Raw genomic sequence first — 24,642 nt, forward strand, 5'->3', positions numbered from 1 at the left:
TTTTTTGATTAGAGTTTTGGGGTGACTCTGTGCTTTGTTGCTTGTTCAAAAGAGTAGGCAAACCCGATTAACTCTGGCTCTTTAAAGGCTGAAGAGGTAAAGACAATACCGATCGGCCTGCCGTTTTCATCATAGCCTGCAGGCACACTGATCGATGGGTATCCTGCTTTAGCTGAAAAACCGTATCCGGTATCTCCAGGGTAAAGCAGGGCATCCAGCTGGAATTCTTTCAACACTTTATCAATCCCCAGTTCTCTGGATTTTCGAAGATCATTCATCCGGCTTTCCAAATAATCACATTCCGTGAATGTACCCGATGTTTTTTCACTTTCCTCCAAAAGAACTTGTCCATAGCGCAAACATTTTGCTGCATTAGTGTTATTAAAGGCCATGATATCTTTTAAAGAAGTGATGGAATCAAGCCGCGTGTGCTGCTTTAAATAATGGTTGATTCCTGATTTAAACTCATACAGAAGTACATTATAGTCCCATTCCTCATGCTCTAAAGGGGTGGCAGAGTCGATGATTACGATTTCGCACCCTTGCTGTTTGATGACCTCGATTGAATCATCGAAACGTTCCTTTTCAGAAGAAGAGAGTTCTTTTGTGCAATAATGGTAAGAAACACCAATCCTTGCACCATTAAGCGCTGTTTCCTTCAAATGTTTAGTATAATCCGTTTCAAATGCGTGAATAGATTTGTGTGTCGCTGGATCTCTGTTATCCACTCCCGTCATGCCACCGAGCAGTATTGCCGCATCAGTTACCGTTCTGGCCATCGGACCGGCCGTATCCTGGCTAGACGAGATGGGTATAATGCCGAAACGCGAGAGTAATCCTGTAGTAGGTTTAATGCCAATGATGCTGTTTGCCGAAGCGGGGCAAAGAATAGATCCCGAAGTTTCTGTTCCGATCGCAGCTGCTGCAAAATTGGCAGCAACAGCAGCTCCAGATCCTGAGCTTGAACCGCTGACATCAAACGATCCCGGGCCATATGGATTTAGAACTTGTCCACCACGGGAACTGAAGCCGTTCGGCATGTTTTCTGTCATGAAGTTGGCCCACTCGGTCATGTTCGTTTTTCCAAGTATGATTGCACCAGCCTCCCTAAGTTTAGCTGCTATGAAAGCATCCTCGTCAGCATAGGAATCAGCAAGTGCGAGGGAACCGGCACTGGTATGCATCGCATCACCTGTGTTGATGTTGTCCTTTAGCAGAACAGGTATACCATGGAGAGGACTGCGTTTTCCTTTTTGCAGTCTTTCGGCGTCCAGTGATTCTGCGATATGAAGAGCATCGGGATTGACCTCGATCACGGCATTAATATTAGATCCACGGTGATTGTGAAGGGATATTTGTTTAAGGTAAAGACATACAAGCTGCACAGATGTTAGTTCTTGGCGATCAATAGCATTCTGAATGTCCGCAATCGTTGTTTCTTCAAGAACAAATGTTGAATGATTGACCATGGTCATCAGGAAACCCTTCTTTCTTATTCGTTAATTGTGATCGTTATAGGAGACCATTCACCGATAATTCCTTGCCCATGCAGCGAAGTGCTGCCTTCAGGTGACAAATCTTTTTCCGTCATGAGCCCCAGTGCAACAGTAAAGCTGTTGAATTTAAGCGGGACATTCGTTTCTTTTCGAACCTCTTGCCCGTTAACCAAAAAGACAACCTCATCTTTTCCTCTGTGATAAATAATCTTATATGTATTAAATTCCCGTTTCTTAAAGTCGGTTTCTTCTTTAAAAATGCAAAAATATTTCGTTTGTCCTGAATCTGGAACCTCGACTCCAGGGAAGGGCAATATACCATAGACACTGGCATATTTCTCATTTCCGGCGAAAAAATCAAGTGCTGCACCTGTACTGAAATCCAAAAGATTCAAGGAAACAAAGCCATCGTATAGATCATTAGGAACCGTATTTTCTGTCCTTGCACGGATGGAAATTTCAAAAGAGATAGAGCCAACCTCTGGGGCTGCATATGTTTCATTCGAATAGTACATATGTTTGGCGTTGTCGAGGAATTGTATGCGGGAATGTGACCTGGTCAAAGGATTAGCACGGACATACAAGTGATCATTCCTCACAATGACAACAGCTTCAGGCTCTCTAAACTCATGGAAGCCTCCATCTGGCTGAGGAAATCCTCCTGTACGCCAGGATTGATCATTCGATAATATGGATTGAAAGTTTCCTAATATCTTTTTCTGTTGATCTTTAACAGCTTGATTTGATTTGTCCATCATCGCAACTCCCATTTTTTGATAATTCAATTAAAGCAAAAAAGGAGCTGGTTAGCAAACCGAAGTCTAGTAATTGAGATTGGTAGATAAACTAGTTTTATTTTTCAGGACAAGTATATTTCTGAAAATATTGAATAATAATGGTAAAAAGAACGCGAAGGGGAAGGTGAGCGTACTATGAAAGGATTTACTAGTCTTACTTTATACAGTTGTAATGGGAAGGACTTCAGCACGGATGATAGAATTATGCTGTTTATTACAAAATTTCACTTGAAAACCAAAAGTGAAAAGTGGATGACACTCAGACGGCTGCTTAAAAAGAAGGCAAATCCGCTCGTTGCACATATATTAATCAGTTCAGAATATAGAAGGGATTTTTCGGAACTCCTTGAGGATGAAACCGTAAGAGATTTTTATCTGGACTTAAAACAGCCTCGAAAGCAGGCGATAAGGGCATAAATACGCCGGGAGGAGCCCGGCCTTTCCCCTGCTGAAGAACATAATTGATGCCAATCCTCCGAAGTGTTGCTATAATAGAAGAGTACTTTTACACTAGAGGAGTTTTTAAGCATGAAATATTTCACTGTTGAAGAAGCGAATCAGCTTCTGCCAGTCATTTCACGTGAGTTAGAAAGCCTTCAGCAGCTTCAGCATTCGTTTGTACAATTTTATGATGAATTAGAACGATTGCGTTTATCTGAAAATCCCCCGAATGATGATTTTTTTACCATCGAAAGCAAACTGGATTTTATGGAAATTGAAGCTCAAAGCTACATCCATAACATTCATTCTTTTGGTGCTGAACTAAAGGATATCCATTCAGGCCTAGTTGATTTTCCAGCTATTATAGGGGATAAAGAAGTGCTGCTTTGCTGGAAGCAGGGAGAACCTGCAATCACGTATTATCATGGAAAAGAAGACGGTTATATCAACCGGAAATCTCTGGAAAATTAAGTCCGGAAAATATTTTTATATTTATTTTCTGAAAAACGCTTGTTTTATTCTCGGAAATTGTTTATGATATATCTCGTGACGGTAACCAAGCGCCTATAGTGAAATGGATATCACACGAGATTTCGGCTCTCGTATTCTGGGTTCGAATCCTGGTGGGCGCGCCATTTAAAAGTTATAAATACCACGGGGTCATACCGGTGGTTTTTTATATGCATTTCAAAAAAAAATTCAACGTTGCAGGTTGGTGATCATAATGTCAAACGAAATGCAAAAGCCATATCGAATTTTACTTTATTATAAATATGTTCCAATTGAAGAACATGAATATTTTGCCCGAAAACACTTAAAGTATTGTAAAGAATTAGGTGTTCTAGGCAGAATTATTATTGCTCCTGAAGGGATTAATGGAACGATCTCAGGAACAGTGGAGCAGACAGAGCAATATATGAGGGACATGAAAAGTGATCCCCGTTTTGCTGACATGGTATATAAAATTGACGAGAGTGACGAGCATGCGTTTAAAAAAATGTTCGTACGTCCTAAAAAAGAGCTTGTAACCTGGCGCCTCGATGAAGATGTCGACCCTAATGAATTAACAGGGAAACGGTTAAGCCCAAAAGAATGGATGGAAATGATCCAGAGAGATGATGTCGTGATCGTAGATGGAAGAAACGACTACGAATATGAGATCGGCCATTTCCGAAATGCCATCCGGCCGGATGTTAAAGCATCCCGTGATTTTCCAAAATGGGTGAGAGAAAACCTTCACCAATTCAAAGATAAAAAAGTCCTCACATACTGTACTGGAGGAATTCGCTGTGAGAAATTCTCCGGCTTCCTCCTGCAGGAAGGTTTTGAAGATGTTTACCAGCTTCACGGCGGTATTGTCACATACGGAAAAGACGAGGAAACGAAAGGCCGTTTCTGGGATGGTAAAATGTACGTCTTTGATGAGCGGATTTCAGTACCGGTCAACCGAACAGAAGAAGATGTGGTAATCGCGAAATGCTACTATTGCGGTAAAACAGAAGATCGTTATGTTAACTGTGCGAATCCGGATTGCAATCGACAACATGTTTGCTGTGAAGAATGTGAATCGAAATATAAACGATCTTGTTCCGATGAATGCCGAGAGCATCCGAATAACCGCTATGAAATTGAAAACGAAGTTCCAGAAAAAAAAGCACAATAATTAAATCACTCAAGCAGTCAGCTTACGCTGGCTGCTTTTTTTCTTTCAAAATCTTTCACCTCAACTTTGAATGTTTTTGACAGAAAATTAAACTATTTGAATGAAATTGGTTGTTTATGATAGTTTTTGATTGTTTTTTGAAAGGGCTTACTTTATAATGGGTTATTAAGAGGGAGGGCTGGTATGTTATATACATTGCGGCAAGAAATTATTCTTTCACTTATGGAAAAACAAAAAGTAGTTACACTTGAAGAGCTTGTTCAGGAAACCGGTTCTTCAGAGTCAACGATCCGCAGAGATTTGGACAGACTTGAAAAAGCAAAAAAACTAAAACGCATTCATGGGGGAGCATCCAGGATAGAAGATAAATCGGAAGAACCGTCCGTAGAAGAAAAAAATCTTAGAAACATGAAAGAAAAACGGGTGATCGCCCAATATGCCGCTTCTATTATTGAAGAACATGAATGTGTTTATCTTGATGCCGGCACGACAACACTCCAAATGATATCTTACTTAAATCCCTCAAATCTCATTGTGGTGACGAACGGCATTCAGCTGGTTGGTCCACTAGTAGAAAAAGGAATATCTACTTATCTGGTCGGAGGGCTGATTAAATCTAAAACTGGAGCCATGATCGGCAGCGGTGCCATAAAAAGTCTTGAGAATTACCGGTTTGACAAATGCTTTATCGGTATTAATGGTATTCACGAAGAATGGGGTTACACGACGCCAGATCCTGAAGAGTCCATTTTAAAGCAGAAGGTGCTGGAACTCTCACAAGAAAGTTTTGTTTTAGCGGACCCCTCGAAATTCGGAAAAAGCACGTTTTCGAAAGTAGCTTCACTGCAAGAAGCGTCCATCATCACAGTGAAAAGCAACATTCAACTGTCATCTTATGAAAAGAAGACGATTGTAAAGGCGGTGGAATTTTGATCTATACAGTTACCTTAAATCCTTCCATTGATTATTTTGTTAAAGTCAATGAGTTGAATGAAGGATCCATCAACCTGGCTGACGAGCAGAACATCGTGGCCGGCGGTAAAGGAATAAACGTTTCAAAAGTTTTAAAAAACCTTGGAATCGAAAGTATTGCCACAGGCTTTATAGGCGGTTTTACAGGGGATTATATTGAACAGTCTCTTCAGAAAGATAACATAGGCACACAGTTTGTCAGAGTTCATGAACAGTCAAGAATCAACATTAAACTAAACACAGGGAAAGAAACAGAGATTAACGGGATCTCCCCCGAGATAAGCTCAGTTGATCTCTCTTTGCTGGAGAAGACTTTATTTTCCAAATTAAAGGAAGATGACTTTGTTGTACTAGCAGGCAGTCTTCCTTCAAGTTTACCTGCCAATTTTTATGGTCAACTAATAGCAGACATCCGATCGAAAGGATCTCATGTCCTATTGGATACCAAGGGAAATCCATTGCAGGAAGCATTAAAGCATCATCCGTTTTTAATTAAACCAAACCATCATGAACTTGGAGATCTTGTTGGTGCAGCCATTGAAAATCCATCTGATGCTGTATTTTATGGCAAGCAGCTGATTCATGAAGGTGCGGAAAACGTCTTAGTTTCCATGGCGGGCCAAGGTGCTGTTTTTGTATCAAAAACAATTTCTGCGTATGCCAATGTTCCATCTGGAATCGTAAAAAACTCAGTCGGTGCAGGCGATTCCGTAGTAGCAGGTTTTTTAGCAAATTACACTCAGCATCAAAATCTATTGGAGGCCTTTATGTATGGTGTCACTGCCGGCAGTGCTTCCGCTTTTTCAGCTGGATTCTGCACAGCCGCTGAAATCGAGAGATATCTGCCTGAAGTTAAGGTAGAAGTTATAGAGGGGGCATAAGAATGAAAATTACAGAATTAATCACGAAAGAAACGATAAAACTTCATCTTGAATCGAAGGAAAAAGCAGATGTGATAGATGAACTGGTTCAGAAATTGGATGAAGCAGGAAAACTGAATAATAGGAAAGCTTATAAAGAAGCTATAATGGCCAGAGAATCACAAAGCACGACAGGGATTGGAGAAGGCATCGCCATTCCGCATGCCAAAACTGCTGCAGTCCAATCTCCTGCCATTGCCTTCGGAAGAAGTGTGGATGGGCTTGATTATGATTCCCTGGACGGCCAGCCTTCCAAGCTGTTTTTTATGATTGCCGCCAGTGAAGGAGCCAACAATGAGCATCTTGAAACGTTATCCAAGCTCTCTACATTTTTGATGGATATGAAGTTTCGTGAAGGGCTTCTTCATGCAAAAGATGAAGATGAGATCATAGCGATGATCAACGAAAAAGAAGAGGCTGAGGAAGCAGGAAAGGAAAAGGATGCTGGACCTTTTGAAATTGAAAAAGATCAGCCGTTGCTTCTTGCCGTTACTGCCTGCCCTACAGGAATTGCCCATACCTATATGGCTGCAGATTCTCTAAAAGCAAAGGCAGCCGAATTAGGTATGCTGTTAAAAGTAGAAACAAATGGCTCAAGCGGTGTAAAGAACAAAATAACCTCCACAGAAATTGAAAGGGCCACGGCCATTATTGTTGCTGCTGATAAACAAGTGGAAATGGAACGTTTCAGCGGAAAAACACTGATACAAGTACCTGTAGCACAGGCAATCAGAAATCCAGAAAGCCTGCTGAAAGATGCAGCGGCTAAAAAGGGAACCGTTTACAATCCAGGAAACAGGCCATCGGGCTCAGAAAACGAAGGGCAAACGAAACAAAAGTCGGCCTTTTACCGCCATCTTATGAATGGTGTGTCCAATATGCTTCCGTTTGTAGTCGGAGGAGGTATCCTGATTGCCATCTCCTTTATGTTTGGTATCCATTCTGCCGATCCCAAAGATCCTTCTTACAACCAGTTTGCAGCTGCACTCGATACGATCGGAGGAAAAACAGCCTTTGCATTGATGGTAGCCGTTCTTGCCGGTTTTATTGCAAGAAGCATTGCTGACAGTCCTGGATTCGCACCGGGAATGGTCGGAGGATTCTTGGCATCAACGGGCCAAAGCGGATTTTTAGGTGGACTAATCGCTGGATTTCTTGCAGGGTACATCGTCCTTGGGCTGAAAAGACTGCTGGCATGGCTGCCAACTTCTCTTGAAGGAATTAAACCTGTCCTTCTCTATCCTGTTTTTGGTATTCTACTTACCGGATTGATTATGATCTTCGTTATAAACGGACCTGTACACGCATTGAATGTAGCGCTATCTGACTGGCTGCAAGGATTAGGAAAAGGGAATGCCATCCTGGTGGGCTTGCTGCTCGGAGGAATGATGGCGATTGATATGGGAGGACCGATCAACAAAGCAGCCTTTACATTTGGTATTGCAATGATTGATGCAGGTAACTTCGCTCCCCATGCTGCCATTATGGCAGGCGGTATGGTTCCGCCACTCGGATTAGCCATTGCAACCACTATTTTTAAAAACAAGTTTACAAAGCAAGAACGTGAAGCCGGAAAAACATGCTATGTTATGGGGCTTTCCTTCATTACCGAGGGAGCCATTCCATTTGCCGCTGCGGACCCGGGACGTGTGATCCCGTCCATCGTTGCAGGTTCTGCTACAGCGGGAGCGTTGACTATGCTGTTTGGTATCGGTCTGCGGGCACCTCATGGAGGAGTATTTGTTATCCCGTTTGTTGAAGGCAATCCTCTTCTATATGGCCTCGCAATCTTAATTGGAGCCATCGTGACAGCGGTCCTTGTCGGGTTCTGGAAAAAACCTGTTCAGCAATAAAAACAGGTAAGCCATCCAACGCCAAATGGATGGCTTTTTTCTTTTCTCAGAAGTGATGCTATGATAGAAAAGAGAGGTTTAAGAAGGAGTGTGTAAGATGGATCCCAAAGAAATTGAAAACAAAATTATTCAAAATTATAAACAAGATGAAGGCATGATGATTCTTGTATTTGCTCAATGGTGCATCAATCAAGGAATAGATCCAAAACAGCTCTATTTTCGGGCATATCCGGGCCAGACTGAGAATGAATTATTAAACCATATGCTTGAACAAACCGTCCCTAAAGAGGAATCTGAAGAAATCCCGGATGCAACCGTCCTTGGTGTATTATCTTTGTTCGGAAACGAAGATTTGGCATTTGAAGTATCAAATGAAATCGAAAGGAGAGCAAAACATGGAGCAGATTGAACCAGGCATGAAAGTGACGGCGCTTTATAAAACGGGGAAATACATAGGTGAAGCAGAACAAATAAAAAATGGAAAGGTGCTTGTCAGTGTTCTCTCTGTATTGAAACACCCTAGACAAGGTGATCTGCATAATCCGAACCAATCGGATGTTCCGTTCTTTCATCAAAGAAAAGCACTGGCCCTGCATGAAAAGACATGGGCTCCCATCCATTCGGTAAAACCATTTGATGGAGAGATTCCCGAGTATTCTTCCTCGCTAAAAGCTGCATTTGATGAACATCTTCTTGAAATAGAGGAAACAGACAATCAGTGGGCTCAAAAATCTTTAGAAGAATTAAAGAAGCTTAAAAAAGAATACAAGCTATAGATAAAACTATGATGAAAAAATCACAAGTGTTATAATATGATGTGATAAAACCTGACATGGTTTTTGAAGACAGGTTACAGGGTAATATAAATTTAACACTACGATAAAGGTGGATGGCATGATGAATGAGACACAGCAAAAAATTATTCAGGACCTCGGAGTAAAACCTGAAATTAGACCGCGGGAAGAAATTCAGAACCGTGTAGGCTTTATGAAAGAGTATTTAAAAAAGAACGGTCTGCAAGGCTTTGTTCTAGGCATCAGCGGAGGCCAGGATTCATCGCTCGCCGGGAAACTTGCACAGCTGGCAATCAACGAATTAAAAGAAGAAACCAATGATCAAAACTATCAGTTTATTGCAGTCCGGCTGCCGTACGGAGTACAAAAAGATGAAGAAGATGCACAGCGTGCATTAAAATTTATCCAGCCAGATAGAACCCTTACCGTTAATATTAAGGGAGCGGTCGATGCATCTGCTCAAGCGTTTCATGATGCAACCGGCGGGAAAATAACAGATTTTCTAAAAGGCAACATCAAAGCGAGAGAGCGAATGAAGGTTCAATATGATATTGCTGCAGCAAATAAATCTCTTGTTATTGGAACCGATCATGCAGCCGAGGCTATTACGGGCTTCTTTACAAAGTATGGGGACGGAGCCTGTGACCTTGTTCCGCTCACAGGCCTTAGCAAAAGGCAAGGTAAGGCTTTATTGAAAGAGCTAGGGGCAGACGAAAAACTTTATTTGAAAGTACCTACCGCCGATTTGGAAGACGACAAGCCGCTCGTACCGGATGAAACCGCTCTTGGAATTACTTATGAAGAACTGGATGATTACTTGGAAGGCAAAGAAGTATCACCTGAATCGAAAGAAAAAATTGAACATCGGTATATGATTACTGAGCACAAGCGCCGTTTGCCTGCAGCTCCTGATGATACTTGGTGGAAATAAAATGAACCTCATTAAAAGCAGACAAAAAGTCTGCTTTTTTTCATGGAAAAGATGAGGTATACTTATTTTGGGAATGATGTGAGAAAGGAAGCAAACTGTGAGTAAAAAAGCAAAAATTGTATTTGTAATCAGTACACTTGTTTTTGTTATTGTATTGTTTTCCTCCATTCAAAGGGAAAATACCCGAAAAGAGAACTTAAAAGCAATGGGCGATTATTTCAACAAAAAGTTTGAGTTAGATGAGGATCTGAAAAGCCAATACGATAATGAATTTAAAGTTAAAGTAGGGAAAGAACGCTATATTGTCACATTGAAAAACAAAAAAGTGGTTTCAGCAAAGAAGGAATCCTAAACACAAGAAGATTGCCAAAATATAGGCAATCTTTTTTTGAGGAAAAAATGATTTAGAAGGTTTAAAACATTTCAAGTTTTCCAGCAATTCATTTGACAGGATATGGTATTTTTCATATAGTTAGAAAGCTGATGTACCAAAGCTTTAATCGTAAAAGTAACGAAAAGAAAGGAGGGTGAACATGCGTTTTAAAGATTTTCACCCCAATATTAAAATCCGGATTGTTGAATCACTGCTCTCGGGCTCCATAGGAGCAATGATCTATCCTTTTATGGCTATTTATTTAGCAGAAAGAGTTGGTGAATCCCTAACTGGCATATTGTTAATTATCAATATAGCGGTTGGCTTCCTGGTGGGGTTTTACGGCGGTTATTACGCAGACACCATTGGCCGTAAGAAAATCATGGCCATTGCAGAGACGTTAAGATTTGCTAGTGTACTGATTATGGCAGGAGCAAATGGCCCATGGGTACATTCAGAAATGGCCGCTGCTTACATAACCATAGCCATGATGATGGTTAACAGCATCTGCTGGGGACTGGCAGGCCCTGCGGCCAGTGCGATGCTGATTGATGTGAGCACTCCAGAGAACCGAAAATTCATGTATGGTATTACCTATTGGACAAATAATCTTTCAATTGCTCTTGGGGGTTTGGCAGGAGGCTACTTGTTTAAGGATTATCTTTTTGAATTGCTTGTCGGCCTATCCATTGTTTCGATGGTATCCGTTATTCTTGTCGTATTTTTTATCAAGGAAACCTATGTTCCTGTGAAGAAGACCGTAAAGAAAAGCGTACTGGCTGATATTTTATCCAGCTATAGAATCGTTTTTAAAGATACAACTTTCATTTTGTTTATCGTTGCTTATTTATTGGTCTTATCTCTTGAATTTCATTTATCAAACTATGTTTCTGTCCGCTTAAGCCAAGATATGCCTGTTCAGAAATTATTCAACTTCTCAGTAGATGGCTTCAACATGCTGGGAATTCTGAGAACAGAAAACACATTGCTTGTCGTACTTCTTGCTGTTCTGGTCAGCAAGATCACTTCGCGCTTCAAAGACAAACGTGTTTTCTTTCTAGGACTTGCCTTGTATATTGTGGGTTACTTAACCATTTCCTACAGCAATCATGGCTTGATTCTGCTAACAGTTATGGTCATCGCTACGGTTGGAGAATTGATGTTTGTTCCGATTGAACAGTCCTATCTTGCCGACATTCCTCCCGATGATCTCCGCAGTTCTTACATGGCGGTGAGCGGAATGGTATACCGGGGAGCAATGACCATTGCCGCAGTCAGCATTACACTCGGCCATTTTATCCCTCGAATGGGGATGACCCTTATATTCATGTTAATGGCTTGTACAGGAATTGCCATTTTTGTTAAAGTGCTGCCGTCTCTGGAGGAAAAACGCACGAAGCAAAAACAAACAGCCTAATCAATAAACCTTCAGCCTGCCGGGCTGAGGTTTTCTCATGCACGGTTAATAACAATGGAAAGTTTATAATTAACATGTTCGTTTAACTTAACCAGAAATTGATCGAGTATTTCATTGGATGGAAACCTGCACTCCAGAAGGTAGCAGCCATCTCCGCTTATTTTGAAGTTATTTATGACAAACTCCTTTTGCGCATCCAAAAACGTTAAATACGGCTGATGATGAACATTTTTAGTAAATATATTGATAAAACAATGAAGAGTAAAGCCGAATTTTTTATAATTCATCCGAACCGTATATCCTTCTATGATGCCTTCATCTTCTAATTTCAAAACCCTTGATGAAGCAGCCTGGCCTGTTAAATGAACCTTTTCCCCAAGTTCTTTCATGGTCATTCGGCCATTATTTGAAAGAACTTCTATGATTTTTTTATCGGTATTGTCCATCACCAACAACATTCCTTTCACAATTCAAGCAATATCCTGAAAACACTTGAAAAAAGCTATGTATACCTATCATTCTTCTATTTTAAACTAACTGTGAAGCATACAAAAGGAGGACAACAGAATGAATATCAGACTTATTCGAAACGCAACATTGGTTATAGATTATGCGGGAACAACGTTTCTAATGGATCCATTCTTTGCTGATAAAGGAACAATTCCGCCGTTTCCAGATTCAGCAAATCAGGATAAGGCAAACCCTTTAGTATCATTACCATACTCGATAGAAGAATTGATTTCGGCGGACGCTGTCATTGTCACTCATTTGCATCCCGATCATTTTGATGATACTGCCAAGAAGGCACTTCCTAAAGATATCATCATCTTCGCTCAAAATGATAGAGACGCTGAAAAGATTCGGAAAGATGGATTTCAAAACGTAAAGTCGCTTGAGCAAGAATGTCTGATTGGGGACATCAAACTGGCCAGGACGGATGGACAGCATGGGATCGGTGAAATCACAAAGCGGACAGGAAAAGTGTCAGGCGTTGTTTTCACTCATCCAAAAGAAAAAACGCTATACGCAGCGGGTGATACGGTTTGGTGCGACGATGTTAAGGAAGCCTTGCTGAATCATGATCCGGAAGTGATTGTAGTGAATGCAGGAGCTGCCCAGTTTCTAAAAGGCGGTCCCATAACAATGACGAAAGAGGATGTCTATGAAACTTATAGGGCTGCCCCTGGTGCTAAAATTTTCGTATGCCATATGGAAGCTCTTAACCACTGCCTGCTGACGAGAGAAGAACTGGATCATTATTGCAGTGATCTTGGAATGTCTAGCCAAGTTCTCATTCCGAGGGACGGTAATTCATGCTTTTTTTAATCGAAAACCGCAGAAAGACAGAAGTTTTTCTGCGGTTTTTTTATGACTTGGTAAGTAATCGTTTCTTTAGGGTAGATAAACAGTCCGCTGCTGTCATATAATCGAATACGAGGTGATATCTAAATGGAAATTCAGTATGTATTGTATGGAGACCAAATTATTAAGAGAGATCAAGCTTCTATTGATATGGAAGACAGAGGCTATAATTTCGGTGACGGAATTTATGAAGTGGTTTATATTTATGGCGGAAAACCATTTTCAATGGAAGAGCATTTCAAGCGATTTGCCGAAAGTGCAGCCAAGCTTGAGATGAAGCTGCCTTACACACTCGAAACGATTATAGATCTGACGGTTAAACTGATTGATGCCAATAAAATTCATAATGGAATTGTATACATACAGATGACAAGAGGAGCTTCTCCAAGAAATCATTTATTCGACCGGGAGTCATCCTGCCTGATCACAGGCTTTGCAAGAAAGATGGATCCACCCGTTCAAGCTCAGGAGAATGGAGTAAAGACCTATCTTACAGAAGATATCCGCTGGCTGAGATGTGACATAAAGAGCCTGAACTTGCTGGGCAATACGATGGCCAAGAGAAAAGCGGCAGACCATGGATGCCACGAAGCGCTCCAGCATCGGGAAGGAACATGTACAGAAGGGTCATCTTCTAACTTGTTTATCATTAAAAACGGAACATTGTATACGCATCCGGCTACCAACCTGATCCTTAACGGCATTACCCGCCAGCATATTTTAACGATTGCAAACGAAGAGAATGTTGACGTCACTGAACAGGCATTTACTACGGATGACCTCCTCGAGGCAGATGAAGTTTTCATCTCAAGCACAACGATGGAGATTGCTCCTGTCATTGCAGTGACGGGAGACAAAAAAGGGACTTATCCGATTGGTCCGATTACTCGTTTTCTTCAGAAGAAACTTAAAGAAAAAATAAACCAGCCGACTGTTCTAAATTAAAGGGGTATTTGTTTGAAAGCGATTGCGAAATATTTTATCAATGGAATTTTGACTGCACTTCCTATTATTTTGGTTTTTTATGTTCTCGTAAAGGTGTTTGATTTTCTAGACAGTATCCTTGGCGATACCTTGAAAAATTATATGAAGAATGATTATATTCCTGGAATCGGCATACTTGCGACAATTGTTCTTTTGATCATATTAGGATGGCTCTCGTCTCAATATATCAGTGGGCGGTTCATATCATTACTGGATTCGGCTTTAGAAAGGATCCCGCTCGTCAAAACTCTCTATTCTGTCATTAAAGATACTTTTCAGTCCTTACTGGGGGAGAAACGATCGTTTTCTACAGTCGTACTGGTTGAAATGCCTGAAAATGGTTTGAAAAGCATCGGCTTTATTACGACTGACAATCCAGAAGTTCTTTCAGAGGCATTTATGGGACATGTGGCGGTTTATATTCCGCAAACGTTTCAGATTGCCGGTTTTACCTTTTTGGTTCCAAGAGCCAACATTACTGTTTTGGACATTAAACCTGAAGATGCAATGAAATTTATTCTTTCGGGAGGAGTAGCGTCCAAATAAGAGAAACTTATTTTTGTTGAACCTTCAAGAACGGTCTTTCTGCCGCGCTTGAAGGTTTATTTTTTATTACTGCCTCATACCTTCTTAAGAAGTGAACTCTTAAGGAGACATCAATGAACATGAAAAGAAGGTACCGCACTCTTACAAAAGCTGTTATCATTCCTTCAGGTTTCTTTGTCCGTATCCTTCGCAGCTTTATTCCTTCTGAAAGATCTATTGTCTGGGCAATCCCTCAGCAAGACCGAAAATGGATCACGGACAGAATGAACCAGGCGGGTTCTGAAAGTGGACTCTCTTTTTATTACGGCAACGAAAAAAGCTTGATCAGCCTCATTAAAGAAAAAACGCAATTACATAATCGAAACAATATCACAAGAACGGAAGCATATTATCACTTTTATAAAAACCATCCCGAGGTTCATTGGGCATTGCTTGCGCACATGGTGTCCAGGAATGCTGGATATCAGATGACGGATTTAAAGGGAGAATTTCTGACAAGGCTCCTGAATGATGAGCAGCGCTTTCCAATCTATTGGGCATTAGAGACAGCGAACAGCCTCATCTTTCAAGATGTATACCCGCAGCTTCTCTTGTATGAGGAAAGCAAACGTGCCAGAAGAAGTCTTTTTCATTTGCTGCCAGGGCTAGAAACCTCCGCCTTCATGAAGCCGATTTGGGAACATTTTTGGCACAGTCAAGAGAGCCGGATCCTTACCATGGCTCTTATTATTAATGAGCAAAATTTTATTGATAATCGGGTGGTTCATAATAACACCCATGCCAAAGCCTTCCATAGTGTACCTTTTCAACTGCAAAACCTTCTCCAGTTAACAAAGATCATTTTTCCGGTTCAATCTGGCATCACAAAACTTGCTGGCATACGGGTCACCAGATTTAACGATCTAGCCAGCAGGATAGAAACAGGCAAACACCTATACCGGCAGCTTTTTCATGAAAGGCTGCAATCCGGTATATTGCGATTTGCGGACCAACAGCCCCACACTGGGTCACGAACGGATTATTGGAAAGAGGTTTTCACTTCTGATCTCTCTGCTTTTTCACCATCCTATGATAGAGAGAGGATGGGGTATTTTAAACTAAAAAAGAAAGCAGAGCGTTTATACAGCCCAAAATTGCTTGACGCCTGGAATACATTTTTTACTGATTCTCCAGTGAAGGGAGATTGGTTTAACGGTAAAGACATGCCTGAACAATTCAATTTCTTATTTAAACCAAAACCAGCATTCATAGAAAGAGAATATTGGACCGATCTACATCAACTGGAGGGTGCAGTGCTGGCCAAACAATTTTTATTCTAAAACAAGCAAAAGAGAACTCAGTTAGGAAAGAGCTCTCTTTTTAACGAAGATTATTTAAAAATGGAGATGATGGATCCTAATTGCTGCATCATTCCCATGGCAGAGTTTATTCCATTGAATGTTTTACCCCAGCTGAATGGACTGCCTTGATTGCCGGGGTTCTGGAATGGCTGCTGGTTAAATGGGAATTGCTGTCCGCCGGGAAACCCGCCGTTCCCGAATGGAAAGGGGGTGGGAAACATGGAATTGGCCGCTTGATTATTATTTTGTTTATTCAACTTTCCGTTCCCACCCGGACCACCAAGAAAAGGGTTATAGGGATAGGGTGGCCGGGGAGGGAGCATATGATGATTCATATAGGGATTAGGTGGCGGAGGATATGGAGGATAGGCAGCCATATAGGGATTCGGTTTTGATGCATAATGCTGGCTCCCTGATGGAGGAGAAGCAGGAAGCGGCGGACGGGGAGGAGAATGTTCCATCAGTTCCGGATGATTGGACACCGATTCTTTATGAAATGGATCATAGCCTCCATATGGAAAATAACGCAATGATCCATTATTCTTCCTTTTGTTATACAAATTTTTCACCTCGAATTTTTTCCTTATATGTATATGCTTGTTTAAGAAAAGGGTATAGACAAGGGTCTTTATTTCATAAAATAAAGCTTTTCATACAAAAAAGCTTCCGGGAAGTGATCCCGAAAGCTTTTTATTATACGAATAAATTTAAAATTTGATAGATAATGGCAGCTAATACCGCTGAGATCGGCAATGTAATAATCCATGTTAGGACAATTCGCCGAGCAACTCCCCATTTAACTCCTTTAACACGCTTAGCAGAACCTACACCCATGATTGCAGATGAAATAACATGAGTCGTACTGACTGGCAGTTTTAAAGCCGTAAAAGTGAAGATAATCACGGCAGATGATAAATCAGCTGCAGCTCCATTTACCGGTTGAAGTTTCATGATCTTTCCACCGACGGTCTTAATGATCTTCCAGCCGCCAACGGATGTTCCGATACCCATTGAAAGAGCTGCGGCAACCCTTACCCACATTGGGATGCCTTCTGTGGTATGGTATCCACCTGCAATCAATGCCAGGGTAATGATCCCCATCGCTTTTTGTGCATCGTTCGTTCCGTGTGAGAAAGATTGAAGAGCGGCAGTGAAAATTTGAAAGGTACGGAAGCCTTTATTTGTTTTTGTTTTATTAAAGTTTTTAAAGATTGCTGCAAATAGAGTCATGATGATAAAACCGACAGCTAAAGCAACAAATGGTGAAATAATTAAAGCTTGAATGATTTTTAGAAAACCATCGTAGTTGAGGACCCCGAATCCTGCTGCAGAAATAGCAGCACCTGCAATTGATCCGATAATCGCATGAGATGAACTTGACGGAATCCCGTAATACCAGGTAATCAAGTTCCAGGCGATACCAGCGATAAGGGCCGACAATACAATGAGCAATCCTATTTTTTCATCATGAAACTGAAAAGGATCGACAATATCTTTACTTACACTTTTGGCTACGCCTGTAAAGGTCAATGCACCAATAAGGTTCATTGTAGCGGCAAGTGCGATGGCTACCTTTGGAGGCAGCGCTTTTGTTGACACTGAGGTCGCAATCGCATTGGCTGTATCGTGGAAACCGTTGATAAAATCAAAGGCCAATGCGAAGATAACGACTAAAACGATCAGAAAAAATAACGTATCCATAGCCAATCACTCCTTAGGCGTTACGCATGATAATGGTTTCAAGAGTATCGGCAACATCTTCAGTGCTGTCGGAAATAGCCTCAAGAAGCTCATAAAGCTCTTTATATTGCATGATTTTAATCGGGTCCTTTTCGACGCTGAATAAGTTTTTGATGCTTGTACGAAGCAGGTCATCAACCACAGATTCAAGATCGTTCAGCTTAATCGCATGCGGACGGATTTCCATAAGTTTTTTCTTGTGCAATAATTTAGCGGATTCAGCAACCTCGTAAGTCGCTTCTAGAATATGGCCAGCAAATTGAACCATGTATTGGTCAGGTGTTGTGATGTTGTACATTTCAAATCTGGAAGCACATTGTTCCATGCCGTCCAGAATGTCGTCCATTTTATTGGCAAGCTCTAAAATGTCTTCACGTTCTAGGGGAGTAATAAAGGTCTTGTTCAAACCGATAATCAACTCGTGGATAAATTTATCGCCCTTGTTTTCATATGCCTTCATTTTTCTTGCAAATTCTTTTAAATCTTCATCGGATTTGATTTTAAAATCCACAAAGTATTGTGCGGAGTCGCGGACGTTATCTGCGATGCTGGTTAGTAAGTCCAAAAACAAATCCTTTTTTGATGAAAATATCATGTACTAAAACCTCCGTTTGTTAAGAAAAAGTAAATTTCCCCTAAATTTTTTGCTAACCCAAACCAATCGTATTATAACTTTTATGATTCTAAAGATAAACAGCTTTTTTGAATTGAAATAAAACATTTACAAAAGCTTTACAATTCAGTTCTTCCCTTATAGAGTATACCCCCTAAGACATAAAAAAAGCAGCTTTCCGCTGCCAATCATTTATATGTAATGGCCGGGATGAAAAAATTAGAACCTGCAGCATCGTACACGCTATGCATTTACGCTGACATGCTGTGGTACATCCCGTCATCAACTAAAATATAACACTCACTTAAAAAAATTAGCAAGAATTTTATCTCTTCTCATTTTTTGTACCTTTTCCACTGTAAGTTCATATTTATAAAGTAACTGAGAGTGAAAGGTGCGGAGCAGGATGGGCTTATCTTGGAAAGTAAATTCTCACTATACCGCCTTAGGAGATTCCATTTCTGTGGGAATCGGCTCATCCAAGGAATGGGGAAGCTTCGTCCAGCGGTATACCGTTCTCTTAGAGCATACTCTCTTCAAGACATATCATCTTTCAAATTACGCTAAAAATGGCTTTACAACACTCGATGTACTTTCTTCGATTGAGGAGCCGAAGGTCAGAAAAGCCCTCATGAATTCAGAGATCATTACCATCACTGCAGGCGGAAATGATTTGATCAAGGCAGGGAAAAAATATCTTTTAAAAAAGGAAGAAGTGGAATTTCATCACACGTTAAAAGAGTGCCAAAGGAATATGTCTGCCATTTTAAAGAACATTATTGAGATGAAAGAGAAGGGGAGAAAGAATTACATTATCCGCATAACGAATATATACAATCCTTACCACAAGTGGGATCTTGCTTATAAATGGGTAAACTTATTCAATGCTTATATCCAGACGTTCCAGAAGTACCCCAACGTAAGGGTCGCAGATATTTACTCCTTATTCGTCAGACGAGAAAAAGAATTGTTGTCATGGGACAGTATCCATCCTAACAACCTCGGCCATAAAATGATAGCTCAAGCAGTCTACGACACGGGTTTTGGCCCGTTAAGCCCTCACTTTGACTGAAAATATTTTCTGAAAACATGACTTAATGCATTCAGTGGCCAGATCCGGCTGTAACTGTGATACAAAACATAAAAGAATCCAGGCAGGGCGGATCCCGTTGGGTAATTTAACGCGGATGTATCATGGTAGGAAGAAAGCAAATAATTTACTCCATTAGCAATAGCGGTTGTTGGCTGCGGACTCATCGAAGTGAGAGCATCAATGGCCCATGCGGTTTGGACAACCGTTCCATAACCCAAAGGTACATATCTCTTCGCCTCATCGCTATAACATGATTCACCCCAGCTCCCATCCGTATTTTGAATAGACTCAAGCCACCTCGCAGCTTTTATAAGACATTTTTCTCTGTTTACCTGCATTCCAACAGATGCAAGCCCTGTTACAGCCGCCCATGTTCCATAGATATAGCAGACACCCCATCGTCCATACCATGATCCATCGGACCCCTGATGGGACTTCAGCCAATTCACGGCACGGCTTACAGCAGGATCCTTTAAAGTCAAGGTTGTATAACTGCCTAAAAATTCAAGAACTCTTCCTGTGATATCAGGGTTTGACGGATCAATCAAAGCGTCGGATGCATTTTTAACAGGAAGCAGTCCAAGCCATTCTTTATTTGTATTTTTTTCAAAAGCAGGCCAGCCGCCGTCATCGTTCTGCATGGCAAGCAGCCAGGTTATTCCTTCTTGCCAAGAGTGAAAGGTAAGGGGTGAGAAAGCAGCCTGTATTGAAATGGAGCGTAAAGCTGCCTGAGTATCATCCGTATCAGGATGGATGGAATTGGTTTCAGAGAAACCCCACCCACCGGGAGCGGTTTCTTTACAATGAACCTGCCAGTCGCCTTTTTTGGTGTGCTGCTGTTCGAGAAGAAAGTGAACCCCTTTTTGTATGTGATGATTTGCAGGTGAGATGCCGGCTTCGATCAAGGAATAGAGAAGAAGTGAGGTGTCCCATACAGCAGAAGGTGAATTTTGAACAAAAAAATGAGTGCCATTATTACATAAAAGAGAAATAATCCCATGAATGGCCTGAAGAATGATTTGTGAATGTTTCGGATAGCCAAGGGAAAGCAAACCATAAATCATGTAGAACGTTGAAGAGGCGTAACTAAGGAGGGTTCCGTCTTTTTCAATTCTGTCCAGCATGTAACGTTCCAATTTTTTATGAACAGAATCAGAGGGATCCTCTAAGCCGCTAAAAAAACGAATTACCGAATCATTTTCAAGTTCCGGCCAATAGTATTCATGATTCCGATCACCCGTTAAAGCAGAGAGCTGCTGGCTGCAAGGATGAAATATAAAGAAATCATTTCTCATGGCAGCAATCAGTGGTACGAAATGAACTCTCGCATAGCTGCTCATATCGTAGAACTGGATTGGAGATAAGGATGGGGGATCGATTAGTAAACCGGGATCAAAGGGGATTCTGGGCCAAGGTATAACACCATTTACAGACAGAAAAGCGCGCGTTAAAAGACTTGCCTTTTTTAATCCACCATGATGGAGAATAAATTCTTTGGCCATTTTCATCCGTGGACTGTCAATATTGAGATATCCAGCGTAACAGAGTGCAACATACGCTTCAATCGTAACAGAAAGATTGCCTTCTTTCTCATCAGGGTATACTTTCCATGTTCCGTCCAATTCTTGTTTTGAAAGAATGCGTTCAGCCAATTTTCGTTTTAACGGCTCATCATTCCACTCCCATAATACAAGAAGGACAAGCAGATAGGCATCTGTTGTAACTGGATTTTCAAAACAAAATCTAAACGAGCCATCTGCCTGCTGGAAAGATAGCAGATCATGGCAGCGCCGTTCAATCTCATTTCTGATTTTCTCCAAATCGAGCATTGGGGATACACCCTTCCCGGATGACTAGAGTAAGAAATCAATACATCACATCTCCAATCTATATGAAGCAGGTGAGGGCAATTATGAATAATGAACATAACACAGCGTTCTGCAAGCTGTTAAAAGAACATCTGGAACGTCTTCAAGATCCGGCTGAATCCCTTCAAATCCGAAGGGTATCCGGGGGCAGCATCAACGAGGCTTATGCTGTTCAAACACAGAAACAGAAGTATTTTTTAAAAATACATCGCCGTGCACCAGAACGTTTTTTTCAGTGTGAGGCGGCCGGACTGGCTGCAATAAGAACAACTCAAACCATAGATGTTCCGGACGTTTATACGTATGAAGACAACAGGACTGGGGACAAAGCAAGTTTTATTTTGGCAGAGTGGGTTGAAGGAAAGAAAACGAAAGATACAGAAAGAAAACTGGGAGAAAGACTTGCTGCTCTTCACAGTTCTCCCGGACCGGTGCGTTATGGATTGAATCACGACAACTTCATCGGAACCATTCCGCAGCCGAACGGCTTATATTCAACATGGACAGCGTATTACATAACGAAACGGATTCTGCCGCAGATTGAAAGAGGAATTGAAGGAAACGGAATGGATTCAGAACGAAAAAATAGGTTGTTCAAAATCATGGAGAGGATGGAAAAAGATCTTCCAGAACAACCTGATGTTTCCTTGCTGCATGGAGATCTATGGGGAGGGAACTGGATTACTGGAAAGAATGGGGAACCCTTTCTGATCGATCCCGCGATTCTTTATGGCCATCATGAAATGGATTTGGCTTTCGCAGAATTGTTTGGCGGATTCTCTGCTGATTTTTACGAGGCTTATGCTTACTTTTTACCAATTGAAAAAGAATATCAAGACCGTAAAGAACTTTATCAATTGTTTTATCTTCTCGTTCATTTGAATTTATTTGGAGAAACATACGGTCGCCCCATAGATCGAATTCTAAAGAAATATTTATCGTAGTTTTTCAAGCTGCTGATCATGAAGGCGGTATAGTAGAAGATAGCCAATGATCGACCCGACAAAAGCAAGGGACATATCCCATTGTGAATCCCAGATATCCCCTTGGATTCCCAGAAAATCTTTGGCAGAATGCCCTTCCATTTTCGCAACCAGCCACTCGATAATCTCATATCCTGCGGCGAGGGAGAGAATGATGCTTAAACTAAGGAAAATAAGCCAAAAACGGCGAGGGAGGCCGGCCAGCCTGAGCAAAACTTCTCGTACAGGAATAATCGTGAGCCCCTTAAAGAAATGTCCGAACCGATCATAATCATTTCGTTTAAGATGAAAGGTATTCTGAATCCGCTCAAAAAGGGGGACATCATCGTACGTATAATGGCCACCGATAAACATTAATATGAACACGATGGAAAAAAGGCTGTAGGAAAGAGTTGTAAATTGAAAACGCTTATAAGTAAGCATTAGGATTAGGATTGGAAGGACAGCGGGTGATACTTCAAGAACCCAAGTGAAATAATCAGCCGGGCGGAAAGCAGACCAGACGAAAACAAGCGCAGTAAGCAACAGAATGTACAGATGAATATTTTTTGGATGGTTTATTTCCATGTGTGCTCCTCCTGATATTCCTTTTTATCAGTATGAAGGACACAGCCGGCAGTTATACCTTATCCTAAAATATAAAAAAATCGCCCAGGAAGGGCGATTTTTTATTATCATACAGTAACTTTCTCCAATTCTTTGCGGATCTCAGCAGATCTTTCTTTTGCGTTGATGATTGCTTTAGTAAACGCTTGGCCAGCTTCATTTTCCTGCAGAGCATTCAACCCTGCTGCTGTAGTGCCGTTTGGGGATGTAACTTTTTTTCTTAGTGATTCAGGTGATGCATTAGTATCCAGCACCATTTTACTGGCACCGAAAACGGTTTGAGCCGCTATTTCCCTAGCAAGGTCTTCATCCAGTCCTTCAGCCTGAGCTGTTTTTTCAATATGTTCAAGAACATAATAAATGTAAGCCGGACCGCTTCCTGCTATACCTGTAAACACATCCATCTGTTCTTCTTCAATTACTTTTACCCTGCCGACCGCAGAAAATAACTCTTTTGCGATTTCTATATGCTCCATTGTGACCGATTGTCCACCAGTTACGGCCGTAATGGATTCTCCAATCGTACTGGAAGTGTTAGGCATTACCCGAATAACCGGCTGTTCATCAGGAAGAATTTCTTCCATAAAGCCAGTAGATATCCCCGCGAGAACAGAGAGTACAATTTGATCTGGCTTTAGTTTGGGTTTCAGCTCGATTAATGCTTTTTCTGCATCTTTCGGCTTCATGGCCAAGATGATCAGATCCGCTTCTTGGACCCTGACTTCACTGTAAGGTAAGGCAATCACCTTATATTTTTTCATCAGTTCAATTCGTCGTTCTTCATTTTGTTTATTCGTCATCATAATATTGCTGGGCGGTAATTTATCTTGATTGACCATTCCGGCAGCTATTGCTTCGGCCATGGAACCTGCCCCGATAAAAAGCACTTTTTTAGTTTCTAACATGCAACCTCTCCTTATTGCTGTGCTAAGTTCACTTAAGGTCCTATCTTAACATGTAAAGAAAAGGTTTCAACCCTTTACCGGGACATCGCCCGTTATAGCCAATAATCTCTAAAGAAAGAGAGAATTAAGTAGGCTAAACTGCAAATAGTGTAAGAAATTATGGGAAAACCTTTTAAATCCCTGGATATGAAGAAATACATTCATCGCTTAGCAGGCTGCGGCGGGAGCGATATGGTTTGCAGCAGCTGTCTTTGTTCATCAGGCCACCATGCTCCACAATCTTCTGAGACGATGCAAGCTGCACATTTTTCAAGGTCAAACACTTTCATACCGGAAATTGGGGGAGAGTAGACGTGTAAAGTAATCAGAGGATCCTTTTCATGAGTACCCATCTTATGAATCATTCCTCTTCCAACGTTAAGGAGCGATCCTTTATTTTCAACCTGTTCTTTCACTGGCACAGGCAGTTCGCCGGGCCGGAGCTTATAGAGTGTGTGGTTTGAAGAGCCAGATAAAATCTGGACCCACCCATATGACTGCCCATGGTCATGTGGAGAGCAATCCAGGGCAGAAGCCCAATGCATAACGAGAATTTCTACGTGAGCACTCTTATAAATTAATTTCCTGCCATAGGGTTTGTTTTCTGGATCCCTGATAAAAGGGCCGGCGTCCTTTACACTAGCTTGCAGTTTATGGATAGCATCAAGCAATTCCTGTGAGGTAGGTTGAACGAGCGGAGTGAAGAGTTTTTCAATCGTTGTAAGGAATAGCAAGTTATCATCCTCCTGCCGAATTTAATGGGGTTATCTATAGTATATTGGAGCCACTTATCGCGCATGTGCTCTGAAGGAAAATCGGTAAATGGTCACAAAAAATATCATATATCCGAAACATAACTCCTAGGGGCTGCGTTAGTTCGCAACAACAAAAGGGTGATCAGTAATC

At 41.3% G+C, this 24,642-nt stretch carries 27 protein-coding genes and 1 tRNA gene; 18 read left to right on the top strand and 10 right to left on the bottom strand.

The window, feature by feature from the left end:
- Positions 1-8 precede the first annotated feature (8 nt).
- Entirely contained in the window at positions 9-1,469 is a 1,461-nt protein-coding gene (locus LCY76_RS11315; protein ID WP_248254655.1) for an amidase family protein, read from the bottom strand.
- Between the two features lie 23 nt (positions 1,470-1,492).
- Positions 1,493-2,251: a DUF6081 family protein gene (locus LCY76_RS11320; RefSeq protein WP_248252714.1), complete on the bottom strand. Its 759-nt coding sequence runs from the start codon at positions 2,249-2,251 to the stop codon at positions 1,493-1,495.
- A gap of 177 nt (positions 2,252-2,428) precedes the next feature.
- Here LCY76_RS11320 and LCY76_RS11325 point away from each other — a divergent pair, with 177 nt between their 5' ends.
- From LCY76_RS11325 to LCY76_RS11380, 12 genes are all read left to right on the top strand, one after another.
- Positions 2,429-2,710 carry a hypothetical protein gene (locus LCY76_RS11325; RefSeq protein WP_062232086.1) on the top strand — a complete coding sequence of 94 codons (282 nt, stop codon included), beginning with the start codon at positions 2,429-2,431 and terminating at the stop codon, positions 2,708-2,710.
- A 111-nt stretch (positions 2,711-2,821) separates the two neighbouring features.
- A complete protein-coding gene (locus LCY76_RS11330; RefSeq protein ID WP_248252715.1) occupies positions 2,822-3,205 on the top strand; it encodes a DUF2203 domain-containing protein in 384 nt (127 codons plus the stop codon).
- A gap of 89 nt (positions 3,206-3,294) precedes the next feature.
- Positions 3,295-3,369, top strand: a tRNA-Arg gene (locus LCY76_RS11335).
- A gap of 89 nt (positions 3,370-3,458) precedes the next feature.
- The gene (gene trhO / locus LCY76_RS11340) at positions 3,459-4,397 is read left to right on the top strand and encodes an oxygen-dependent tRNA uridine(34) hydroxylase TrhO (protein WP_248252716.1); all 939 of its coding nucleotides are present in this window, start codon (positions 3,459-3,461) and stop codon (positions 4,395-4,397) included.
- 183 nt (positions 4,398-4,580) lie between these two features.
- Entirely contained in the window at positions 4,581-5,330 is a 750-nt protein-coding gene (locus LCY76_RS11345) for a DeoR/GlpR family DNA-binding transcription regulator (RefSeq protein ID WP_248252717.1), read from the top strand.
- Entirely contained in the window at positions 5,327-6,250 is a 924-nt protein-coding gene (gene pfkB, locus LCY76_RS11350) for a 1-phosphofructokinase (RefSeq protein ID WP_248252718.1), read from the top strand. The genes LCY76_RS11345 and pfkB overlap by 4 nt, the downstream gene beginning before the upstream one ends.
- 2 nt (positions 6,251-6,252) lie before the next feature.
- Positions 6,253-8,142, top strand: a complete 1,890-nt coding sequence (locus tag LCY76_RS11355) for a PTS fructose transporter subunit IIABC (protein WP_248252719.1) — start codon at positions 6,253-6,255, stop codon at positions 8,140-8,142.
- Positions 8,143-8,239: 97 nt separating this feature from the next.
- Positions 8,240-8,551 (top strand): hypothetical protein, encoded by a 312-nt coding sequence (locus tag LCY76_RS11360; RefSeq protein ID WP_248252720.1) that lies wholly within the window; start codon positions 8,240-8,242, stop codon positions 8,549-8,551.
- Positions 8,538-8,918 carry a kinase-associated lipoprotein KapB gene (gene kapB, locus LCY76_RS11365; RefSeq protein ID WP_248252721.1) on the top strand — a complete coding sequence of 127 codons (381 nt, stop codon included), beginning with the start codon at positions 8,538-8,540 and terminating at the stop codon, positions 8,916-8,918. Before LCY76_RS11360 ends, kapB begins: the two co-directional genes overlap by 14 nt.
- Positions 8,919-9,039: 121 nt before the next feature.
- Complete coding sequence (nadE, locus tag LCY76_RS11370) at positions 9,040-9,867, top strand: ammonia-dependent NAD(+) synthetase (RefSeq protein ID WP_248252722.1); 828 nt, start codon at positions 9,040-9,042, stop codon at positions 9,865-9,867.
- A gap of 97 nt (positions 9,868-9,964) precedes the next feature.
- Complete coding sequence (locus LCY76_RS11375; RefSeq protein WP_248252723.1) at positions 9,965-10,219, top strand: hypothetical protein; 255 nt, start codon at positions 9,965-9,967, stop codon at positions 10,217-10,219.
- A gap of 181 nt (positions 10,220-10,400) precedes the next feature.
- On the top strand, positions 10,401-11,657 hold the full coding sequence (locus LCY76_RS11380) for an MFS transporter (protein ID WP_248252724.1): 1,257 nt from the start codon (positions 10,401-10,403) through the stop codon (positions 11,655-11,657).
- A 35-nt stretch (positions 11,658-11,692) separates the two neighbouring features.
- On the opposite strand, the gene LCY76_RS11385 is transcribed toward LCY76_RS11380, so the two are convergent.
- Positions 11,693-12,106 carry an Lrp/AsnC family transcriptional regulator gene (locus LCY76_RS11385; RefSeq protein ID WP_248252725.1) on the bottom strand — a complete coding sequence of 138 codons (414 nt, stop codon included), beginning with the start codon at positions 12,104-12,106 and terminating at the stop codon, positions 11,693-11,695.
- A gap of 118 nt (positions 12,107-12,224) precedes the next feature.
- On the opposite strand from LCY76_RS11385, the gene LCY76_RS11390 reads away from it, so the two are divergent.
- The 4 genes from LCY76_RS11390 to LCY76_RS11405 all read left to right on the top strand — a co-directional run bounded on the left by LCY76_RS11390 (position 12,225) and on the right by LCY76_RS11405 (position 15,868).
- Entirely contained in the window at positions 12,225-12,983 is a 759-nt protein-coding gene (locus tag LCY76_RS11390; protein WP_248252726.1) for an MBL fold metallo-hydrolase, read from the top strand.
- Between the two features lie 123 nt (positions 12,984-13,106).
- A complete protein-coding gene (gene dat, locus LCY76_RS11395) occupies positions 13,107-13,964 on the top strand; it encodes a D-amino-acid transaminase (protein ID WP_272885597.1) in 858 nt (285 codons plus the stop codon).
- A gap of 12 nt (positions 13,965-13,976) precedes the next feature.
- Positions 13,977-14,549 (top strand): DUF502 domain-containing protein, encoded by a 573-nt coding sequence (locus LCY76_RS11400; protein WP_248252727.1) that lies wholly within the window; start codon positions 13,977-13,979, stop codon positions 14,547-14,549.
- 113 nt (positions 14,550-14,662) lie between these two features.
- Complete coding sequence (locus tag LCY76_RS11405) at positions 14,663-15,868, top strand: DUF2515 family protein (protein ID WP_248252728.1); 1,206 nt, start codon at positions 14,663-14,665, stop codon at positions 15,866-15,868.
- Between the two features lie 50 nt (positions 15,869-15,918).
- On the opposite strand, the gene LCY76_RS11410 is transcribed toward LCY76_RS11405, so the two are convergent.
- The 3 genes from LCY76_RS11410 to LCY76_RS11420 all read right to left on the bottom strand — a co-directional run bounded on the left by LCY76_RS11410 (position 15,919) and on the right by LCY76_RS11420 (position 18,224).
- Positions 15,919-16,458, bottom strand: coding sequence for a hypothetical protein (locus tag LCY76_RS11410; RefSeq protein ID WP_248252729.1), 540 nt, complete (start codon positions 16,456-16,458; stop codon positions 15,919-15,921).
- A 124-nt stretch (positions 16,459-16,582) separates the two neighbouring features.
- Positions 16,583-17,590 (bottom strand): inorganic phosphate transporter, encoded by a 1,008-nt coding sequence (locus LCY76_RS11415; RefSeq protein WP_248252730.1) that lies wholly within the window; start codon positions 17,588-17,590, stop codon positions 16,583-16,585.
- Between the two features lie 13 nt (positions 17,591-17,603).
- Complete coding sequence (locus LCY76_RS11420; protein ID WP_248252731.1) at positions 17,604-18,224, bottom strand: DUF47 domain-containing protein; 621 nt, start codon at positions 18,222-18,224, stop codon at positions 17,604-17,606.
- 424 nt (positions 18,225-18,648) lie between these two features.
- On the opposite strand from LCY76_RS11420, the gene LCY76_RS11425 reads away from it, so the two are divergent.
- Positions 18,649-19,314 (top strand): GDSL-type esterase/lipase family protein, encoded by a 666-nt coding sequence (locus LCY76_RS11425; RefSeq protein WP_248252732.1) that lies wholly within the window; start codon positions 18,649-18,651, stop codon positions 19,312-19,314.
- Here LCY76_RS11425 and LCY76_RS11430 read toward each other — a convergent pair.
- The gene (locus LCY76_RS11430; protein WP_248252733.1) at positions 19,302-21,164 is read right to left on the bottom strand and encodes a terpene cyclase/mutase family protein; all 1,863 of its coding nucleotides are present in this window, start codon (positions 21,162-21,164) and stop codon (positions 19,302-19,304) included. The genes LCY76_RS11425 and LCY76_RS11430 overlap by 13 nt on opposite strands.
- An 83-nt stretch (positions 21,165-21,247) precedes the next feature.
- Between LCY76_RS11430 and LCY76_RS11435 the strand changes: the two genes are divergently transcribed.
- Complete coding sequence (locus LCY76_RS11435; RefSeq protein ID WP_248252734.1) at positions 21,248-22,147, top strand: fructosamine kinase family protein; 900 nt, start codon at positions 21,248-21,250, stop codon at positions 22,145-22,147.
- Here the strand turns inward: LCY76_RS11435 and LCY76_RS11440 are convergent.
- From LCY76_RS11440 to LCY76_RS11450, 3 genes are all read right to left on the bottom strand, one after another.
- Positions 22,139-22,753, bottom strand: a complete 615-nt coding sequence (locus tag LCY76_RS11440) for a DUF2238 domain-containing protein (protein ID WP_248252735.1) — start codon at positions 22,751-22,753, stop codon at positions 22,139-22,141. The two genes, LCY76_RS11435 and LCY76_RS11440, sit on opposite strands and share 9 nt — an antisense overlap.
- Positions 22,754-22,860: 107 nt before the next feature.
- Positions 22,861-23,697, bottom strand: coding sequence for a pyrroline-5-carboxylate reductase (gene proC / locus LCY76_RS11445; RefSeq protein WP_248252736.1), 837 nt, complete (start codon positions 23,695-23,697; stop codon positions 22,861-22,863).
- 200 nt (positions 23,698-23,897) lie between these two features.
- Complete coding sequence (locus tag LCY76_RS11450) at positions 23,898-24,470, bottom strand: cysteine dioxygenase (RefSeq protein WP_248252737.1); 573 nt, start codon at positions 24,468-24,470, stop codon at positions 23,898-23,900.
- Positions 24,471-24,642: the final 172 nt, after the last annotated feature.

Origin of the sequence: Fictibacillus marinisediminis (assembly GCF_023149135.1) — a bacterium.
Taxonomy (GTDB): Bacteria; Bacillota; Bacilli; order Bacillales; family Fictibacillaceae; genus Fictibacillus_C; species Fictibacillus_C marinisediminis.

Bases quoted from the DNA above. Each gene is read 5' to 3' on its own strand.
- LCY76_RS11405 (WP_248252728.1), top strand. From the start codon at position 14,663: ATGAACATGAAAAGAAGGTACCGCACTCTTACAAAAGCTGTTATCATT.
- LCY76_RS11420 (WP_248252731.1), bottom strand. From the start codon at position 18,224: ATGATATTTTCATCAAAAAAGGATTTGTTTTTGGACTTACTAACCAGC.
- LCY76_RS11425 (WP_248252732.1), top strand. From the start codon at position 18,649: ATGGGCTTATCTTGGAAAGTAAATTCTCACTATACCGCCTTAGGAGAT.
- LCY76_RS11325 (WP_062232086.1), top strand. From the start codon at position 2,429: ATGAAAGGATTTACTAGTCTTACTTTATACAGTTGTAATGGGAAGGAC.
- LCY76_RS11355 (WP_248252719.1), top strand. From the start codon at position 6,253: ATGAAAATTACAGAATTAATCACGAAAGAAACGATAAAACTTCATCTT.
- LCY76_RS11390 (WP_248252726.1), top strand. From the start codon at position 12,225: ATGAATATCAGACTTATTCGAAACGCAACATTGGTTATAGATTATGCG.
- nadE (WP_248252722.1), top strand. From the start codon at position 9,040: ATGAATGAGACACAGCAAAAAATTATTCAGGACCTCGGAGTAAAACCT.
- dat (WP_272885597.1), top strand. From the start codon at position 13,107: ATGGAAATTCAGTATGTATTGTATGGAGACCAAATTATTAAGAGAGAT.
- LCY76_RS11440 (WP_248252735.1), bottom strand. From the start codon at position 22,753: ATGGAAATAAACCATCCAAAAAATATTCATCTGTACATTCTGTTGCTT.
- LCY76_RS11345 (WP_248252717.1), top strand. From the start codon at position 4,581: ATGTTATATACATTGCGGCAAGAAATTATTCTTTCACTTATGGAAAAA.
- LCY76_RS11330 (WP_248252715.1), top strand. From the start codon at position 2,822: ATGAAATATTTCACTGTTGAAGAAGCGAATCAGCTTCTGCCAGTCATT.
- trhO (WP_248252716.1), top strand. From the start codon at position 3,459: ATGTCAAACGAAATGCAAAAGCCATATCGAATTTTACTTTATTATAAA.
- kapB (WP_248252721.1), top strand. From the start codon at position 8,538: ATGGAGCAGATTGAACCAGGCATGAAAGTGACGGCGCTTTATAAAACG.
- LCY76_RS11415 (WP_248252730.1), bottom strand. From the start codon at position 17,590: ATGGATACGTTATTTTTTCTGATCGTTTTAGTCGTTATCTTCGCATTG.
- LCY76_RS11320 (WP_248252714.1), bottom strand. From the start codon at position 2,251: ATGGACAAATCAAATCAAGCTGTTAAAGATCAACAGAAAAAGATATTA.
- LCY76_RS11430 (WP_248252733.1), bottom strand. From the start codon at position 21,164: ATGCTCGATTTGGAGAAAATCAGAAATGAGATTGAACGGCGCTGCCAT.
- LCY76_RS11380 (WP_248252724.1), top strand. From the start codon at position 10,401: ATGCGTTTTAAAGATTTTCACCCCAATATTAAAATCCGGATTGTTGAA.
- LCY76_RS11360 (WP_248252720.1), top strand. From the start codon at position 8,240: ATGGATCCCAAAGAAATTGAAAACAAAATTATTCAAAATTATAAACAA.
- LCY76_RS11435 (WP_248252734.1), top strand. From the start codon at position 21,248: ATGAATAATGAACATAACACAGCGTTCTGCAAGCTGTTAAAAGAACAT.
- proC (WP_248252736.1), bottom strand. From the start codon at position 23,697: ATGTTAGAAACTAAAAAAGTGCTTTTTATCGGGGCAGGTTCCATGGCC.
- LCY76_RS11315 (WP_248254655.1), bottom strand. From the start codon at position 1,469: ATGGTCAATCATTCAACATTTGTTCTTGAAGAAACAACGATTGCGGAC.